12 protein-coding genes, 4 tRNA genes and 2 rRNA genes are annotated in these 17,722 nt (G+C 46.1%); 1 reads left to right on the top strand and 17 read right to left on the bottom strand.

The genetic code is table 11. The features are described from left to right. Positions 1-2: 2 nt before the first annotated feature. From rpoC to K5Q99_RS11625, 13 genes are all read right to left on the bottom strand, one after another. Positions 3-4,220, bottom strand: coding sequence for a DNA-directed RNA polymerase subunit beta' (gene rpoC, locus K5Q99_RS11685; RefSeq protein WP_220591697.1), 4,218 nt, complete (start codon positions 4,218-4,220; stop codon positions 3-5). An 84-nt stretch (positions 4,221-4,304) separates the two neighbouring features. Beyond that, the gene (gene rpoB / locus K5Q99_RS11680; RefSeq protein WP_106648463.1) at positions 4,305-8,336 is read right to left on the bottom strand and encodes a DNA-directed RNA polymerase subunit beta; all 4,032 of its coding nucleotides are present in this window, start codon (positions 8,334-8,336) and stop codon (positions 4,305-4,307) included. A gap of 242 nt (positions 8,337-8,578) precedes the next feature. Next, complete coding sequence (rplL, locus tag K5Q99_RS11675) at positions 8,579-8,944, bottom strand: 50S ribosomal protein L7/L12 (protein WP_106648464.1); 366 nt, start codon at positions 8,942-8,944, stop codon at positions 8,579-8,581. A gap of 54 nt (positions 8,945-8,998) precedes the next feature. Then, a complete protein-coding gene (gene rplJ, locus K5Q99_RS11670; protein WP_006083609.1) occupies positions 8,999-9,499 on the bottom strand; it encodes a 50S ribosomal protein L10 in 501 nt (166 codons plus the stop codon). Positions 9,500-9,765: 266 nt separating this feature from the next. Then, positions 9,766-10,467 (bottom strand): 50S ribosomal protein L1, encoded by a 702-nt coding sequence (gene rplA, locus K5Q99_RS11665; RefSeq protein ID WP_106648466.1) that lies wholly within the window; start codon positions 10,465-10,467, stop codon positions 9,766-9,768. A gap of 4 nt (positions 10,468-10,471) precedes the next feature. Beyond that, positions 10,472-10,900, bottom strand: a complete 429-nt coding sequence (rplK, locus tag K5Q99_RS11660) for a 50S ribosomal protein L11 (RefSeq protein WP_006083611.1) — start codon at positions 10,898-10,900, stop codon at positions 10,472-10,474. 127 nt (positions 10,901-11,027) lie between these two features. Then, positions 11,028-11,579, bottom strand: coding sequence for a transcription termination/antitermination protein NusG (gene nusG / locus K5Q99_RS11655; RefSeq protein WP_106648467.1), 552 nt, complete (start codon positions 11,577-11,579; stop codon positions 11,028-11,030). A gap of 9 nt (positions 11,580-11,588) precedes the next feature. After that, the gene (secE, locus tag K5Q99_RS11650; protein ID WP_006083613.1) at positions 11,589-11,960 is read right to left on the bottom strand and encodes a preprotein translocase subunit SecE; all 372 of its coding nucleotides are present in this window, start codon (positions 11,958-11,960) and stop codon (positions 11,589-11,591) included. A gap of 264 nt (positions 11,961-12,224) precedes the next feature. Beyond that, positions 12,225-13,409 carry an elongation factor Tu gene (tuf, locus tag K5Q99_RS11645; RefSeq protein WP_106648460.1) on the bottom strand — a complete coding sequence of 395 codons (1,185 nt, stop codon included), beginning with the start codon at positions 13,407-13,409 and terminating at the stop codon, positions 12,225-12,227. A 117-nt stretch (positions 13,410-13,526) separates the two neighbouring features. Next, positions 13,527-13,602: transfer RNA gene (locus K5Q99_RS11640), tRNA-Thr, on the bottom strand. An 8-nt stretch (positions 13,603-13,610) separates the two neighbouring features. Next, a tRNA-Gly gene (locus K5Q99_RS11635) sits at positions 13,611-13,684 on the bottom strand. A 37-nt stretch (positions 13,685-13,721) separates the two neighbouring features. Then, positions 13,722-13,806: transfer RNA gene (locus tag K5Q99_RS11630), tRNA-Tyr, on the bottom strand. An 8-nt stretch (positions 13,807-13,814) separates the two neighbouring features. Next, positions 13,815-13,890: transfer RNA gene (locus tag K5Q99_RS11625), tRNA-Thr, on the bottom strand. A gap of 234 nt (positions 13,891-14,124) precedes the next feature. Here K5Q99_RS11625 and coaA point away from each other — a divergent pair. After that, entirely contained in the window at positions 14,125-15,075 is a 951-nt protein-coding gene (gene coaA, locus K5Q99_RS11620) for a type I pantothenate kinase (protein WP_106648468.1), read from the top strand. Between the two features lie 27 nt (positions 15,076-15,102). On the opposite strand, the gene birA is transcribed toward coaA, so the two are convergent. The 4 genes from birA to K5Q99_RS11600 all read right to left on the bottom strand — a co-directional run. Continuing rightward, entirely contained in the window at positions 15,103-16,062 is a 960-nt protein-coding gene (gene birA, locus K5Q99_RS11615; protein ID WP_220776960.1) for a bifunctional biotin--[acetyl-CoA-carboxylase] ligase/biotin operon repressor BirA, read from the bottom strand. Continuing rightward, on the bottom strand, positions 16,052-17,080 hold the full coding sequence (murB, locus tag K5Q99_RS11610) for a UDP-N-acetylmuramate dehydrogenase (RefSeq protein WP_220776959.1): 1,029 nt from the start codon (positions 17,078-17,080) through the stop codon (positions 16,052-16,054). The genes birA and murB overlap by 11 nt, the downstream gene beginning before the upstream one ends. Before the next feature lie 188 nt (positions 17,081-17,268). Further along, positions 17,269-17,384: ribosomal RNA gene (rrf, locus tag K5Q99_RS11605) — 5S ribosomal RNA — on the bottom strand. A 229-nt stretch (positions 17,385-17,613) separates the two neighbouring features. Further along, positions 17,614-17,722 (bottom strand): 23S ribosomal RNA (locus tag K5Q99_RS11600); the annotation flags it as partial.

Genomic DNA, 17,722 nt, shown 5'->3' with positions numbered 1-17,722 from the left:
ACTTAATCTTGGCTACCAGCCAGGTTTAAGAGATCGGCCAAGTTCTGTTCGGCTTCACTTGCAGTGATCTTATTCACTACTACAGGTTCGTTTTTCTTCGCACGCGCTTCATTACGAGTCTTGTGATAAGCGTAACCGGTACCGGCTGGGATCAGTCGGCCAACGATAACGTTTTCTTTCAGACCACGTAATTGATCGCTCTTACCACCTACGGCAGCTTCGGTCAGTACGCGCGTGGTTTCTTGGAACGATGCTGCTGAGATAAAGGATTCTGTTGCCAGAGATGCTTTAGTAATACCCAGTAGTTCACGTTCAAAGGTCGCAGGCACTTTACCTTGGGCGATCAGTTCGCGGTTAGCGATCTTAACGCGTGACACTTCAGCTTGTTCCCCTTCAAGGAACTCAGTGTCACCGGCAGAAGTGATAAGACACTTACGCAGCATCTGACGGATGATCACTTCGATATGCTTATCGTTGATCTTCACGCCTTGCAGACGGTAAACGTCCTGTACTTCGTTCACAATGTAGTTAGCTACGTTGTGGATACCACGAAGACGCAGAATGTCGTGTGCCGCTTCTGGACCGTCAGCGATAACTTCACCACGTTCGACTTTTTCACCTTCGAACACGTTTAAGTTACGCCACTTAGGGATCATCTCTTCATAGTGATCGCCGCCATCAGCAGGTGTAATCACCAAACGACGCTTACCTTTGGTCTCTTTACCAAACGAGATAGTACCAGAGATTTCCGCCAGAATAGCAGGCTCTTTTGGCTTACGCGCTTCGAACAAGTCAGCAACGCGTGGCAGACCACCGGTGATGTCGCGAGTTTTAGACGATTCCTGAGGAATACGAGCTAATGCGTCACCCACGTTGATTTGCGCGTTATCTTCTAAGTTAACGATCGCACTACCTGGTAAGAAGTATTGTGCTGGAACTTCAGTACCTGGGATCATTAAATCGCTACCATTAGCGCCAAGCAGGCGGATCATTGGGCGCATTTCTTTACCCGCAGTACCACGCTGACCAACGTCAAGGATCACGATTGATGACAGACCCGTTAGTTCGTCTGTTTGACGTGTCATAGTAACACCGTCAATCATGTCTACGAACTTGATACTACCCGCCACTTCAGAAATGATTGGGTGAGTATGTGGATCCCAGTTAGCGATAACATCGCCCGCTTCAACAGCGGCTTCTTCTAGCTTCTCGAGCACAGTACCGTATGGCACTTTATAACGCTCTTTCTCACGACCCAGCTCGTCAATAACGGCCAGTTCAGAAGAACGAGAAACGATAACCAGTTTGCCGTCACTGTTAGTAACATGCTTAGCATTATGCAGTTTCAATGAACCCGAGTTTTTCACTTGGACATTGTTTTCTGCAGACGCTCTCGATGCCGCACCACCGATGTGGAACGTACGCATCGTTAACTGTGTACCTGGTTCACCGATAGATTGTGCTGCCACAACACCGATGGCTTCACCGTGGTTAATAATATGACCACGAGCCAAGTCACGACCGTAACAAGCTGCACACACACCGAAATCGGTATCACAAGAAATAACAGAACGTACAATGACTTCGTCAATTGAATGCTCTTCTAACTTATCACACCATGCTTCGTCGAGTAGCGTGTTACGTGGTGCGAGTACGTCTTCAGTGCCTGGATAGAACACATCAATCGCAACTACACGACCCAGTACGCGTTCACGTAACGGCTCAACCACATCACCACCTTCAATCAGCGGTTTCATGGTTAGACCTTCGTGAGTACCACAATCGTCTTCGATAACCACTAAATCTTGTGCAACGTCTACAAGACGACGAGTCAGGTAACCCGAGTTCGCTGTCTTCAATGCCGTATCGGCTAGACCTTTACGCGCACCGTGAGTAGAAATAAAGTACTGGAGTACGTTTAGACCTTCACGGAAGTTAGCGGTAATTGGCGTTTCGATGATTGAGCCGTCTGGCTTAGCCATCAGACCACGCATACCCGCCAACTGACGGATCTGTGCGGCACTACCACGAGCGCCTGAGTCAGCCATCATATAGATGCTGTTAAACGAGGCTTGTTTCTCTTCAACACCATCACGGTTAATCACTGTCTCAGTTGACAGGTTTTCCATCATAGCTTTAGAAACTTTTTCGTTGGCACTTGCCCAGATATCGATAACTTTGTTGTAACGTTCACCAGCTGTAACTAGACCAGATTGGAACTGCTCTTGAATTTCAAGAACTTCCGCTTCTGCATCAGCAACTAAGGTGTATTTCTCGTCTGGAATAACCATGTCATCGATACCGACAGAGGCACCAGAGATGGTTGCAAAACGGAAACCGGTATACATCAATTGGTCAGCGAAGATAACAGTATCTTTCAGACCCAGTTGACGATAACAAGTGTTCAACAGTTTAGAGATCTGCTTTTTGCCCATGTTCTGGTTAACAAGATCAAATGACAAACCTGCTGGCAGAATCAATGACAGCAGAGCACGACCCACTGTTGTATCTACGATACGGCGTTGTTCAGTACGCTCACCTGCGTCACCAATAATGGTTTCAGTGATACGCACTTTAACGCGGGCATGCAATTCAGCAGCGCCAGTTGCGTAAGCTTTTTCAACTTCAGCAACAGACATAAAGTACATACCTTCACCACGGCCGTTAATACGCTCACGGCTGGTGTAGTACAGACCCAATACCACGTCTTGAGACGGGGTGATTACAGGCTCGCCGTTGGCTGGTGACAGGATGTTGTTGGTAGACATCATCAGGGCACGGGCTTCAAGCTGCGCTTCCAGTGTTAACGGTACGTGTACCGCCATTTGGTCACCGTCGAAGTCGGCGTTGTATGCCGCACAAACGAGTGGGTGTAACTGGATGGCTTTACCTTCAATCAGTACTGGTTCGAACGCTTGAATACCCAGTCTGTGCAGTGTTGGTGCACGGTTGAGCATCACTGGATGTTCGCGGATCACTTCATCCAGAACGTCCCAAACTTCCGCCACTTCACGCTCAACCATCTTCTTAGCGGCTTTGATGGTAGTAGCTAAGCCACGACCTTCCAGCTTGCCATAGATGAATGGCTTGAACAGTTCCAGTGCCATCTTCTTAGGAAGACCACATTGGTGCAGACGTAGAGTAGGACCTACGGTAATTACCGAACGACCAGAATAGTCGACGCGCTTACCCAATAAGTTCTGACGGAAACGACCTTGCTTACCTTTGATCATATCGGCCAAAGATTTCAGAGGACGTTTGTTAGAACCGGTAATAGCACGACCACGACGACCGTTATCTAATAGCGCATCAACAGACTCTTGTAACATACGCTTTTCGTTGCGTACGATAATGTCTGGCGCAGCTAAATCTAACAGACGCTTCAAACGGTTGTTACGGTTGATCACGCGGCGATACAGGTCGTTAAGATCTGAAGTCGCGAAGCGGCCGCCATCGAGCGGTACTAATGGACGTAAGTCAGGTGGTAACACAGGCAGTACTTTTAAGATCATCCACTCAGGCTTGTTGCCTGAAGTGTAGAATGCTTCCATCAACTTAAGACGTTTAGTCACTTTCTTGCGACGAGTCTCAGAGTTGATTGAAGGCAATTCTTCACGCATTTGTTCGATTTCTTTCGCTAAATCGATAGCACGTAACAGTTCAAGTACTGCTTCGGCACCCATTTTAGCTTCGAACTCATCACCGTATTCTTCTAATGCATCCAGATAAGTTTCTTCTGTCAGCATTTGGCCACGCTCAAGGCTGGTCATGCCAGGCTCGATCACGACAAATGATTCAAAATACAGTACGCGTTCGATATCACGCAGCGTCATATCCAGCATTAAGCCGATACGTGACGGTAGTGATTTTAAGAACCAAATGTGCGCAACTGGGCTAGCCAGTTCGATGTGACCCATACGCTCACGACGTACTTTAGTTTGGGTTACTTCAACGCCACACTTTTCACAAATAACACCACGGTGCTTCAAACGTTTGTACTTACCGCACAAACATTCGTAATCTTTGACTGGGCCAAAGATACGCGCACAGAACAGACCTTCACGCTCAGGCTTGAAGGTACGGTAGTTGATGGTTTCTGGCTTCTTAACTTCACCAAAAGACCAAGAACGGATCAGATCAGGCGATGCCAGACCAATTTTGATGCCGTTAAATTCTTCAGTCTTGCTTTGCTGTTTCAGAAACTTTAATAAGTCTTTCACGTTTCTCTCCTGAAGGAGTTAAACCGGGTGCTCCGCTCGCACGGAGCACCATTCTGTTTGCCAAACGCGGCTAAAGGCCTGCGCTTATGCCTGATCCAACTCGATATTAATACCGAGTGAACGGATCTCCTTCAGTAACACGTTGAAGGACTCTGGCATGCCAGGTTGCATCTGATGGTTACCGTCGACGATGTTCTTATACATCTGAGTACGACCGTTAACGTCATCCGATTTAACGGTGAGCATTTCTTGAAGCGTATAAGCGGCACCGTATGCTTCTAGTGCCCACACTTCCATCTCACCGAAACGCTGACCACCGAACTGAGCTTTACCGCCCAGTGGTTGTTGAGTCACTAAGCTGTACGAACCGGTAGAACGGGCGTGCATCTTGTCATCAACTAAGTGGTTCAGTTTGAGCATGTACATGTAACCAACAGTTACTTGACGCTCAAATTCGTTACCGGTACGACCATCAAACAACTTCAACTGACCAGAGGTTGGCAAACCTGCAAGTTCAAGCATCTGCTTGATCTCTTTCTCTTTAGCACCGTCGAATGCAGGAGTTGCAATCGGGATACCGCCTTTCAGGTTAGTCGCAAGACGTAATACTTCATCATCAGTGAATGAATCGATATCGACGCGCTGCTGCACTTCGTCACCTAATTCATAAACTTGCTTGATGTAGCCACGAACTTCAGCCAGCTCGCGCTGTTCTTCAAGCATCGCAGTGATCTTGTTACCAATACCTTTGGCAGCGGCGCCCATATGGACTTCAAGTACCTGACCAATGTTCATACGTGATGGAACACCTAGCGGGTTCAATACGATGTCTACTGGGTTACCTTGTTCGTCATACGGCATGTCTTCGATTGGGCAAATCTTAGAGATAACACCCTTGTTACCGTGACGACCCGCCATCTTGTCACCAGGTTGGATAGTACGCTTAACCGCTAAGTAAACCTTAACGATCTTCAGTACGCCTGGAGCCAAGTCATCACCTTGTGTGATCTTGCGACGTTTGATTTCAAACTTCTTATCGAAGTCAGCTTTCAGCTCTTCATGCTGTTCAGCTAATTGCTCAAGTTCAGTTTGTTTAGCTTCATCGTCAATGACTTGAATCAACACATCTTTACGTGGCAAGGCAGCAATTTGCGCTTCAGTGAAACCAGCACCGATTAACAGGTTACGTGCACGGCTCAAAACACCTTCTTCAAGGATCTTGAACTCTTCACCTAAGTCTTTACGAGCTTGGGCAATGTGCATCTCTTCGATTTCAACTGCACGCTTGTCTTTTTCAACGCCGTCACGGGTAAATACCTGAACGTCGATGATAGTGCCCTTAACAGAGTTAGGAACACGCAGTGAACTGTCTTTAACGTCAGACGCTTTCTCACCGAAGATAGCACGGAGTAATTTCTCTTCTGGCGTCAGCTGTGTTTCGCCTTTTGGCGTCACTTTACCAACCAGAATATCGCCACCCTTCACTTCTGCACCAATGTAAACGATACCTGACTCGTCGAGTTTCGACAGAGCAGACTCACCAACGTTTGGAATATCAGCTGTGATTTCTTCGCTACCCAACTTAGTATCACGAGCGATACAAGACAGCTCCTGAATGTGGATAGTGGTGAAACGGTCTTCTTGCGCAACGCGCTCAGAAATTAAGATCGAGTCTTCGAAGTTGTAACCGTTCCAAGGCATGAACGCGATACGCATGTTCTGGCCAAGGGCTAAATCACCTAAGTCAGTAGACGGACCGTCTGCTAACACGTCACCGCGAACCACTGGCTCACCAACAGCACAACAAGGGCGTTGGTTGATACAAGTGTTTTGGTTAGAACGGGTGTACTTAGTCAGGTTATAAATGTCGATACCGGCTTCGCCTGGGCGCAGCTCATCTTCATTTACTTTAACAACGATACGGCTCGCATCAACGTAGTCAATGAAGCCACCACGCTTAGCAACAACCACAACACCTGAGTCAACAGCGAGTGTACGTTCAATACCAGTACCTACTAGCGGCTTTTCAGAGCGCAGTGTTGGTACGGCTTGACGTTGCATGTTCGCACCCATCAATGCACGGTTAGCATCATCGTGTTCTAAGAACGGGATGAGCGACGCAGCAACTGAAATGATCTGTTGTGGCGAAACGTCCATATATTGGATGTCAGCAGCGCGCATAAAGGTAGATTCACCTTTATGACGACAAGCAATTTGCTCTTCTGCCATACGACCGTTCGCGTCAACTTCAATGTTCGCCTGTGCGATCACATAACGACCTTCTTCGATTGCTGACAAGTATTCCACTTCGTCAGTAATCACGCCGTCGATAACCTTGCGGTATGGCGTTTCTAGGAAGCCGTATGAGTTAGTACGAGCAAAGCTTGCTAATGAGTTGATTAGACCAATGTTTGGACCTTCAGGGGTCTCAATTGGACATAAACGACCATAATGCGTTGGATGTACGTCGCGGACTTCGAAGCCTGCACGTTCACGGGTCAAACCACCAGGGCCAAGAGCAGAAATACGGCGCTTATGCGTTACTTCTGACAGCGGGTTGTTTTGGTCCATGAATTGTGACAGCTGAGAAGAACCGAAGAACTCTTTCACTGCAGCAGAAATTGGCTTAGCGTTGATTAAGTCTTGTGGCATCAGCTCGTTCAGATCGCCTAAAGATAGACGTTCACGCACGGCGCGCTCAACACGGACTAAACCTACGCGGAATTGGTTTTCAGCCATTTCACCGACGCTACGAATACGACGGTTGCCTAAGTGATCGATATCATCGACTTCGTCGAAACCGTTACGGATATGAATGATATTCTTCATTACCGCGACGATGTCTTCTTTAGACAATACACCGCTACCTTCGTCATCAGGAATGCTGAGACGACGGTTGAACTTCATACGACCGACTTTAGACAGGTCATAACGCTCTTCACTGAAGAACAAGTTCTGGAATAGTGCTTCGGCAGCATCTTTGGTTGGTGGCTCGCCAGGACGCATCATACGATAGATTTCAACCAGTGCTTCTAAGCGGTTAGTGGTTGAATCGATACGCAGCGTATCTGAAATATAAGCACCATGATCTAGCTCGTTGATATACAAGGTGCTGAGTTCTTTAATACCGGCCAATGATAATTTAGCCAAATCTTCTAAGCTAATTTCACTGTTGGCAGAGACTAAAACTTCACCTGTATCCGGATCGATATAATCCTGAGCAGCATATTTGCCCACGATATATTCAACTGGCACTTCGAGCTCAGTGGTATTGGTTTTTTCTAATTGGCGAATGTGGCGCGCAGTGATACGACGACCAGCTTCAACCAATACAGAACCTTCAGCATCCTTGATGTCATAGCTGGCAGTTTCGCCACGCAGACGCTCAGGAACCAAAGCCATAACCAGAGTATCTTTCTTGATCTTGAACTCAACGCGTTCAAAGAACAGATCGAGGATCTCTTGAGTAGAATATTCTAATGCACGTAACATGATGGTCGCAGGCAATTTGCGGCGACGGTCAATACGCACAAATAGTGCATCTTTAGGATCGAATTCAAAGTCAAGCCATGAACCACGGTAAGGAATAATACGTGCGTTATACAGCACCTTACCTGATGAGTGGGTTTTACCACGGTCATGATCAAAGAACACGCCTGGAGAACGGTGTAATTGAGATACGATTACACGCTCAGTACCGTTGATAACAAAAGTACCGTTATCCGTCATCAATGGGATATCACCCATGTAGACTTCTTGTTCTTTAATATCTTTTACTGTGCCCGCCGCTGCTTCACGGTCATACAACACCATGCGTAATTTAACGCGTAGTGGAGCTGAGTACGTAACACCACGGATCTGACACTCTTTCACATCAAAAACAGGCTCGCCAAGCTTATAGCTGACGTATTGCAGTTCTGAATTACCAGAAAAGCTCTTGATGGGAAAAACGCTACGGAAGGCGGCTTCTAAACCGCGCTCACCGGTAGGATCTTGATCGGTGAACTTCTTAAAAGAGTCTAGCTGGATAGACAATAAATAAGGGATATCCAAAACTTTTGGACGCTTACCAAAGTCTTTGCGAATACGCTTCTTTTCAGAATAGGAGTAAACCATGGGTTTCCTCTGCTTACGAGATGTGACCAAGACTGAATAAATAACTTATGTTATTAAATTCAGCACGTTTGCCCATCACCGTTGATGGCAAGAACCTAACCAGTAATCTCTGCTAGGGACTGCAAAATTTGGCGACAAACGGTGAAAAAAAATCGCCAGCGCATATAGCGCAAAAAAGGCCGACGGTTAAAAAACCGCCAGCCTCCACCCAAGTGGCTTGGGTGAGCAAGCTAAATAATAGCTTACTTGATTTCTACAGAAGCACCAGCTTCAGTAAGTTCTTTCTTCAGAGCTTCAGCTTCTTCTTTAGAAACGCCTTCTTTAACTGCTACTGGAGCAGCTTCAGACATAGCTTTAGCTTCTTTCAGGCCTAAACCTGTTGCGCCACGGATTGCTTTAATAACAGCAACTTTGTTGTCGCCGTGAGCAGTCAGGATTACGTTGAATTCTGTTTGTTCTTCAACAACAGCAGCTTCAGCGCCACCAGAAACAACAGCAGCAGCGGCAGAAACGCCGAACTTCTCTTCCATTGCTTCGATCAGTTCAACAACTTCCATTACAGACATAGCTGCAAAGGCTTCTAAGATTTGGTCTTTAGTGATAGACATAACAAATGTTTCCTATTGTTCTGAATTCAATTTTATTAAGCAGCCAGCTTGAAATTAAGCGGCTTCTTGTTTTTGATCGCGCAGGGCGGCCAGTGTACGAACGAACTTGCCAGCAGATGCTTCTTTCATAGTCATCATTAACTGAGCTAGTGCTTCTTCGTATGTTGGCAGTTTCGCCAAACGATCAATTTCAGCTGCAGGGATGAAATTCCCTTCAAAGGCTGCGCCTTTAACTTCGAAGTTAGCTTGTTCTTTAGCAAAGTCTTTTAACAGACGTGCTGCAGCACCTGGGTGCTCTAAAGAAAAAGCAATCAAAGTTGGGCCAGTGAACGTTTCTGCTAGGCACTCAAAAGCTGTACCTTCAACAGCACGACGAGCCAATGTGTTACGTACTACACGTACATATACACCAGCTTCGCGAGCTTTTTTACGCAGACCGGTCATAGCACCTACAGTCACACCGCGAGAATCAGCGGCAACTGCAGATAGCGCACCTTTGGCAGCTTCGTTGACTTCAGCAACAATCGCTTTTTTGTCTTCGAGTCTTAATGCCATTGGCTTTACTCCTGGATTCTACCTAGGGTATTCCCTAGTATTTACCATACTAAATACTTATGTATTTAGTGACTTACGGTGCAGATTATCCAGTAAAAAAATTTAGCTGGGGCCTGACACCGTCTACGCAGGAAATTAAGTTATTTTTACAAAAAACACCTGCGGTCTTGGACGGAAACCTGAGTTACAACCGATTAAACGGCGATAAAACAGGCTTCAACCCACAAAGTGCGCGCATTATAGATTAATACGCTCACCTTGTAAAATTATATGGTTGTCTCAAGCGTAGCTTGATCAACTGCAACACCTGCACCCATAGTGGTAGAGATGCTAACCTTTTTCACGTATACACCTTTAGCAACTGCAGGCTTAGCCTTTTTCAGTGCAGAGATCAACGCTTCCAAGTTTTCTTTCAATTGAACTGGTGTGAAATCCACTTTACCGATAGTAGTGTGGATAATACCGTTCTTGTCGTTACGGTAACGAACTTGACCAGCCTTGGCATTCTTAACAGCTTCAGCAACGTTTGGTGTTACTGTACCTGTTTTAGGGTTAGGCATTAAACCACGTGGGCCTAAGATTTGACCTAACATACCAACAACGCGCATTGCATCTGGAGATGCGATAACCACGTCGAAGTTCATTTCACCGGCTTTGATTTGCTCAGCCAGATCATCCATACCAACTAGCTCAGCACCAGCAGCTTTTGCCGCTTCAGCATTTGCACCTTGTGTAAATACTGCAACGCGAACGTCACGACCAGTACCGTGTGGCAACACTGTTGCACCACGAACGTTTTGGTCAGATTTACGTGGGTCGATACCCAGGTTAACTGCTACGTCTACACTTTCAACGAATTTTGCAGTTGCTAATTCTTTTAACAGAGCAACAGCTTCGTTGATATCGTAGCTTTTAGTACCGTCAACTTTTTCGCGAATTACGCGCATGCGTTTAGTTAGCTTTGCCATTATATTAATCCTCTACAACCAAACCCATTGAACGCGCAGTACCTTCGATTGAGCGAGTCATCGCTTCAATGTCAGCACCAGTCATATCGGCAGCTTTAAGTTCAGCAATTTCTTGAACTTTAGCGCGTGCGATAGTACCCACTTTCTGAGTGTTTGGACGTGGAGAACCTGATTTCAGGCCTGCAGCAGTCTTCAGTAAGTAAGACGCTGGAGAAGTCTTAGTTTCAAAAGTGAATGAACGGTCACTGTAAACAGTGATCACGACAGGAATAGGCATGCCTTTTTCCATTTTTTCTGTACGGGCGTTAAACGCTTTACAGAATTCCATGATGTTCACACCTTTTTGACCCAAAGCTGGACCAACTGGTGGTGACGGGTTCGCAGAACCTGATTTTACTTGTAGCTTAATATAAGCATCAATCTTCTTTGCCATCTGACATTTCCTCAGTTTGGGTTCAAACGCGCATCAGCGACATGCTGACGTGCTCCCCCGAAAACAACGGGGACGAATTATATAGAAACTCGCCCCCGTTGCCAAACGGATTTTGTATTTTATTTAATCAGCCTTTTTCAACTTGACTAAAGTCAAGTTCAACAGGCGTAGAACGACCAAAGATCATTACTGATACTTTTACGCGGCTCTTGTCATAATCCACTTCCTCAACGGTACCGTTGAAGTCAGCAAATGGACCATCACATACACGCACCACTTCACCAGGCTCGAAGATAGTTCTATGAGTTGGTGACGCTGTCGTTTCTTGTAAGCGACGCAGAATTGCATCCGCTTCTTTATCGGAAATTGGGGCAGGACGATCAGAGGTTCCGCCAATAAAGCCTAAAACACGCGGGATGCTTTTGACTAAATGCCAGCTGTCATCGTTCATTTCCATCTGGACTAACACATAGCCAGGGAAAAACTTACGTTCGCTCTTGCGACGCTGACCTGCACGCATTTCAACAACTTCTTCAGTCGGAACCAATACTTCGCCGAAGTATTCTTCCATGCCGTGCATCTTAATGTATTCAATCAGTGACTTACAAACTCGGCCTTCATAGCCTGAGAATGCCTGCACTACATACCATCTTTTTTTAGCTTCTTTAGCTTCAGTCATTCGAGGTGCCTATACGCCAGTGATAAAATTGACAATTCGCATTAACACAGCATCCATACCCCAAAGGATAAGAGCTAAGATACCTGTTGCTGCAAGGACAATAAAAGTGGTGTTTAGTGCTTCTTGACGCGTCGGCCATACAACCTTGCGCACTTCGATATGCGCTTCACGGGCAAAAGCTAACGCTTTTTTACCTTTTACAGTCTGAAGCGCAATAAAACCAGCAATAGCGAATGCAACGATAACACTAAGCGCACGTATTACGGCACTGGCTTCGCTATACATTTGATTGCCAATAACAGCAGCGGCTAGTAATACAATCACTAAACCCCACTTCACGATATCCAGAGAATTGTTCTGGTTTTCAGTATTTGTTGTCATCGGTTTTTCCGTTACTCAATACGGCCTGAGCTTAGAGCACATTAATTGACGGGCATAATTCCCACATCATACTCTGCATTTCCGAACACCCTTAGAAACGCAAAATAGCATAAGCTCAGGGTCAAAAATCGGCCATAGATTGTATTCTTATTCGACTTTGTAAGCAAGGATGCGAATCCCATGCAATCCACAAAACCTGTGAAATAATCCACTTAAACAAAAAAGGAAGCCGAAGCTTCCTTTTCAAACTAATCTCTGTCGCGATTAAGCGATGATTTTAGCTACTACACCAGCACCAACTGTACGACCACCTTCACGGATTGCGAAGCGTAAACCTTCGTCCATCGCGATTGGGCAAATCAGAGTCACTACCATTTTGATGTTGTCGCCAGGCATTACCATCTCTACGCCTTCTGGCAGTTCGATAGTACCGGTTACGTCAGTTGTACGGAAGTAGAACTGTGGACGGTAGCCTTTGAAGAATGGAGTGTGACGTCCACCTTCTTCTTTTGACAGAACATAAACTTCTGATTCAAAAGTGGTGTGTGGGTTGATTGAACCTGGTTTAGCCAATACTTGACCACGTTCTACGTCATCACGCTTAGTACCACGTAATAACACACCACAGTTCTCGCCTGCACGACCTTCGTCAAGCAGTTTACGGAACATTTCTACGCCAGTACACGTTGTTTTAGTCGTAGTGCGAACACCAACGATTTCAACTTCGTCACCCACTTTAACAATTCCACGCTCAACACGACCAGTTACTACTGTACCACGGCCAGAGATTGAGAATACGTCTTCGATTGGCAGTAGGAACGGCTTGTCGATGTCACGTTGTGGTTCTGGAATGTAAGAATCCAGAGCTTCAGCAAGTTCGATAATCTTAGCTTCCCACTCTGGTTGACCTTCTAGGGCCTTCAGAGCTGAACCTTGGATTACTGGTAAGTCATCACCTGGGAAATCGTATTCTGACAGAAGTTCACGCACTTCCATTTCAACCAATTCCAGTAATTCTTCGTCATCTACCATGTCACATTTGTTCATGAACACGATGATGAAAGGTACGCCAACCTGACGAGAAAGCAGGATGTGCTCACGAGTCTGTGGCATTGGACCGTCTGTTGAAGCTACTACTAAAATCGCGCCGTCCATCTGTGCAGCACCAGTGATCATGTTTTTAACATAGTCAGCATGGCCTGGGCAGTCTACGTGTGCGTAGTGACGTGAAGGCGTGTCATATTCGATGTGAGAGGTATTGATGGTAATACCGCGCTCACGCTCTTCTGGAGCGTTATCGATTTGAGAGAAGTCTTTAGCTTCGCCACCGTAGGTCTTAGCCAGTACGTGAGAGATAGCTGCAGTCAGTGTGGTTTTACCATGGTCAACGTGACCAATGGTGCCCACGTTTACATGGGGCTTAATACGTTCAAATTTAGCTTTAGCCATGGTAATGCCTCAGTCCAAGAATCTTGGTGATGAAAACTAACATATAGAAAAAATCCGATGCATTAAAATGACATCGAACCGATTATGTTTAGGCGTAGGAGCTAAATTTAGAGAGGCTGGTGCTGATAGGCAGATTCGAACTGCCGACCTCACCCTTACCAAGGGTGTGCTCTACCAACTGAGCCATATCAGCAACTAATTTGGAGCGGACAGCGGGAATCGAACCCGCGTTATCAGCTTGGAAGGCTGGAGTAATACCATTATACGATGTCCGCGCAACCTAACTAAGGCTACCTAACTACCTAGAAAAAGTGGTGGAGGGAGAAGGATTCGAACCTTCGAAGGCTGAGCCGTCAGATTTACAGTCTGATCCCTTTGGCCACTCGGGAACCCCTCCACAGAAAATGGTGCCGGCACCAAGAGTCGAACTCGGGACCTACTGATTACAAGTCAGTTGCTCTACCAACTGAGCTATGCCGGCATTATCATTTCGGAACGGGATATTAGGTAAATGCGCTCCCAAGTGCAAGTAAAAAAACCTATTTACGTAAAAAAAACGCTTGAACGGTGTTTTTTTACACGTTATCCAAGTTTGCCGACCAATTAAACAGCGAATACATCAAACGGTCACGGAAACACGACTGCAATCACCCATTTAGTATTGTTCCGAATAATTCCATAGTGTACTGTGCCTTTCCTAAGCTGAGGAAAGCCAATGACTTCTAAAAATTCAATTCAAAAAGCACTCTATCTCGCCTTTGAGCGCCTGCAATGGTCTGAGTTACGAGATTCAGTGCCGCTGACGCTGAGCGAGCAAGACTTGGAAAACCTTAGAGGCATTAATGAGAAGATATCCTTATCGGAAGTCACAGATATTTATCTTCCCCTTAGTCGGCTGCTCAATCTAATAGTCAAAGCTAAGCAACAACGTGGTTTAGTCGTTGATGAGTTCCTTGGTCAAAAGCCATCAAAAAGCCCTTACATCATTAGTATTGCCGGCAGTGTCGCCGTCGGCAAAAGTACCACAGCGCGCATATTGCAAGCCTTACTACAGCACTGGCCTGAGCACCCTAAGGTCGATCTGGTGACCACGGATGGCTTTTTGTATCCACTCGCAGACTTGAAGCGTAAAGGCTTGTTACAGCGTAAGGGATTTCCGGAAAGCTACGATATGAAAATGCTGGTTGAGTTTATCTCCGCCGTGAAATCCGGTCAGCCACATGTGAAAGCCCCTATCTATTCACATGTCACCTATGATCGTGTGAAGAATCAACACCAAACCGTTTCCCAGCCAGACATCTTAATTTTGGAAGGCTTGAATGTATTACAGACCGGACTCGACTCCCCCGTTGATACCCGTCGTCCTTTCGTCTCTGATTTTGTCGACTTTTCTATTTATGTCGATGCACAAGAGCCATTACTCAAACAATGGTACAAAGAACGCTTCTTGCAATTCCGCTCTGGTGCATTCAGTGACAAGAAATCCTATTTCCATCACTATTCGACACTAACTGACGATGAAGCTAATACCATTGCCGCCAATATTTGGGACACGATTAACGGTCCCAACCTGCAATTGAATATTCAACCGACCCGTGAAAGGGCCCATTTGATCCTACAAAAAGGTCAGGATCATTTGATGTCCCACGTACTGATGCGCAAATAGTCTTCTGTAAAATAGTCTCTTGGGTGCTTAGCGTGCCCTTAAGCTAATTTCACCGCCGATAAATGCTTGCACACCATCGGCGGTTTCGAGCAAGACCGCACCTTGCTCATCAACACCGCGGCAAATCCCTTCGACCGATTTTTCACCCATAAGCAAACGTATTTCACGGCCATAAAATAAGTCTGCCGCTTGCCAACGAGCTTTGAATGCAGCTAATCCTTCACGCTCAAATAGCTGGATATCACGCTTGAGTTGCTTCTGTAATTCGATAACAAGCGCTGTCTTATCAGGCATATCGACTAACTCTGACAGGTCACTCCAAGGCTGATCTATACCTTTACCTTGCTCATCTGACATCGCCATATTAACGCCAACACCAATGATCAGCTGACACTGACTATCCGCCTGTCCCGACATTTCAATCAAGATCCCGGCAAGCTTCTTGTGATCTAAATAGATGTCATTCGGCCACTTAACCCCGATATTCTCTACCCCAAACGATTTAAGCACTTCAACCAATGTACAGGCCACCACTAAACTTAATCCCATAGCCTGTGCCATTCCCTGCGGAAATGTCCAAAACAGCGAGAAATATAAATGATGCCCATAGGGTGACACCCAAGTGCGACCTCGACGACCACGACCTGCGGATTGATACTCTGCCACGCACACGTCGCCATTCTTTAACTCAGTGGTATGACTCAGCATAAAGCCGTTGGTGCTTGCTATCTCATCAAAGTAAAAGCAACGGTTATCAATTGATTTCACTAAACGTGAAGCATCAATTAAAGAGATCGGATTAGCTAACTTATAGCCGCGACCTTTAACGCTATAAATTGCCACGCCATAGGTTTCTAACGCATCAATATGCTTATTCACCGCGGCGCGGGAAATCCCAAGTTCAGTGGCTAGCTGCTCGCCTGAAACAAATTGACCGCTAGACAATAACGCTAATATCTGGCGCTTTCTTCCCCAATTATCCGACATACAAATCTCCTTCGCCGTTAGCCCCTATGATTCTAGGTTCCGCTTCTAGCACGACACCAAATTTATCCTGCACCTGCGTAATGACATGCCGTGCTAGGCGACAAATATCACGCCCCGTTGCCTCGCCTCGATTCACTAGCACTAAAGCTTGTTTGTCATGCACGGCAGCATTACCAAGCACAAAACCTTTCAGTTCTGCTTGTTCAATCAGCCAACCTGCCGCCAATTTCACTGTTGCATCCGCTTGTGCGTAACCCACTATCATTGGAAAACGCTGTGCTAAATCTAAATAACAGGCCGCACTTACAATAGGATTTTTAAAGAAACTCCCTGCATTGCCGAGCACTGCTGGATCAGGGAGCTTTTCACTGCGCACTTGGCATACGCGATCAAAAATTTCACGCGCAGTGACGGTTGCTGGATCAAACGATTGCAATGGACCATAGGCCAAACACGGTTGCCAACGTTTAGCTAAGCGCAGTCCGACAGCTGTAACTACGGCAAGATCACGCAATGTGTCTTTGAAAATAGACTCACGGTAAGCAAATTGACATTCAGCTGTGCTTATACGCACAAACTCACCTGAGGGTAAATCAAGATACTCAACCCAATCACACACATCACAGAGCTCAACACCGTAGGCGCCAATATTCTGTATAGGTGCTGCGCCAACCGTTCCAGGAATTAACGCCATATTCTCCAGCCCAAACATGCCACGCTCGAGCGTAAACTGAATTAACTCGTGCCAATTCTCACCCGCCTCAACCTCGAGATAAAACGCTTCTGCGTCTTCAGAGACTTTTATCCCCTTCGATAACATCCTGACAACTGTGCCGTTAAAGTCCTCCGTAAAGACCAGATTGCTACCACCACCAAGCACCAACATAGGCAATTGTTGTTGCCATAGCGGCAGACAGATCGCCTTAACAGCTTCTTTTGAGTGCGCCTCAACAAGATCCGCGCAAGACTGGGCCAAACCAAAGGAATTAAATGATTGAAGGCTATGAGATAGAGGCATGTGTTTGTTCAATGACGACAAAAACGTATTGTAACTGCTAAAAGCGAGGATTGCAGCTCATGCTAGAGAAGATGACTGAATGAAGAACTGAGAGAAAAGCAGGAAAATCACTCCAATTAACAAATTATAGACGCAAAAAAGCCAGCTTATTCAGCTGGCTTGGTTACATCTCAATGAGATAATTAGGCGCTTGGCGATGACCTACTCTCACATGGGGAGACCCCACACTACCATCGGCGCGTTTGCGTTTCACTTCTGAGTTCGGGATGGGATCAGGTGGTTCCACAAGGCTATTGTCACCAAGCAAATTCTTACTGGTTAATTGTCCGTCTGACGGCATTGTCTCCTCGCTACTGTGCTCATGTACTAACGTACACTCCGCGCCTCGCTCGTCACGGCTTTGTCAGCCTAACAATTTCCTGCGTAATTAACCTTTTAATTAAAATTTGAAAAGCTGATTTGCTTTGAGTCTTTCACTTTATCAAGTATCTCTATTCTGTCTAAGTTCGCTTAGCAAAACCCATCTGGGTTGTATGGTTAAGCCTCTCGAGTCATTAGTACATGTTAGCTCAACGCCTCACAACGCTTACACACCATGCCTATCAACGTCCTAGTCTCGAACGGCTCTTTAGAGGAATTAAA

Source organism: Shewanella hafniensis (genome assembly GCF_019655335.1).
Taxonomy (GTDB): Bacteria; Pseudomonadota; Gammaproteobacteria; order Enterobacterales; family Shewanellaceae; genus Shewanella; species Shewanella hafniensis.
The sequence above is the reverse complement of the archived record's forward strand: the minus strand, read 5'-3'. Positions and strand labels throughout refer to the sequence as shown.

What these genes read in the sequence shown, in the direction of transcription:
- rpoB (WP_106648463.1), bottom strand. Translation starts at nt 8,336, where the DNA reads ATGGTTTACTCCTATTCTGAAAAGAAGCGTATTCGCAAAGACTTTGGT.
- rplL (WP_106648464.1), bottom strand. Translation starts at nt 8,944, where the DNA reads ATGTCTATCACTAAAGACCAAATCTTAGAAGCCTTTGCAGCTATGTCT.
- rplJ (WP_006083609.1), bottom strand. Translation starts at nt 9,499, where the DNA reads ATGGCATTAAGACTCGAAGACAAAAAAGCGATTGTTGCTGAAGTCAAC.
- rplA (WP_106648466.1), bottom strand. Translation starts at nt 10,467, where the DNA reads ATGGCAAAGCTAACTAAACGCATGCGCGTAATTCGCGAAAAAGTTGAC.
- rplK (WP_006083611.1), bottom strand. Translation starts at nt 10,900, where the DNA reads ATGGCAAAGAAGATTGATGCTTATATTAAGCTACAAGTAAAATCAGGT.
- nusG (WP_106648467.1), bottom strand. Translation starts at nt 11,579, where the DNA reads ATGACTGAAGCTAAAGAAGCTAAAAAAAGATGGTATGTAGTGCAGGCA.
- secE (WP_006083613.1), bottom strand. Translation starts at nt 11,960, where the DNA reads ATGACAACAAATACTGAAAACCAGAACAATTCTCTGGATATCGTGAAG.
- tuf (WP_106648460.1), bottom strand. Translation starts at nt 13,409, where the DNA reads ATGGCTAAAGCTAAATTTGAACGTATTAAGCCCCATGTAAACGTGGGC.
- coaA (WP_106648468.1), top strand. Translation starts at nt 14,125, where the DNA reads ATGACTTCTAAAAATTCAATTCAAAAAGCACTCTATCTCGCCTTTGAG.
- birA (WP_220776960.1), bottom strand. Translation starts at nt 16,062, where the DNA reads ATGTCGGATAATTGGGGAAGAAAGCGCCAGATATTAGCGTTATTGTCT.
- murB (WP_220776959.1), bottom strand. Translation starts at nt 17,080, where the DNA reads ATGCCTCTATCTCATAGCCTTCAATCATTTAATTCCTTTGGTTTGGCC.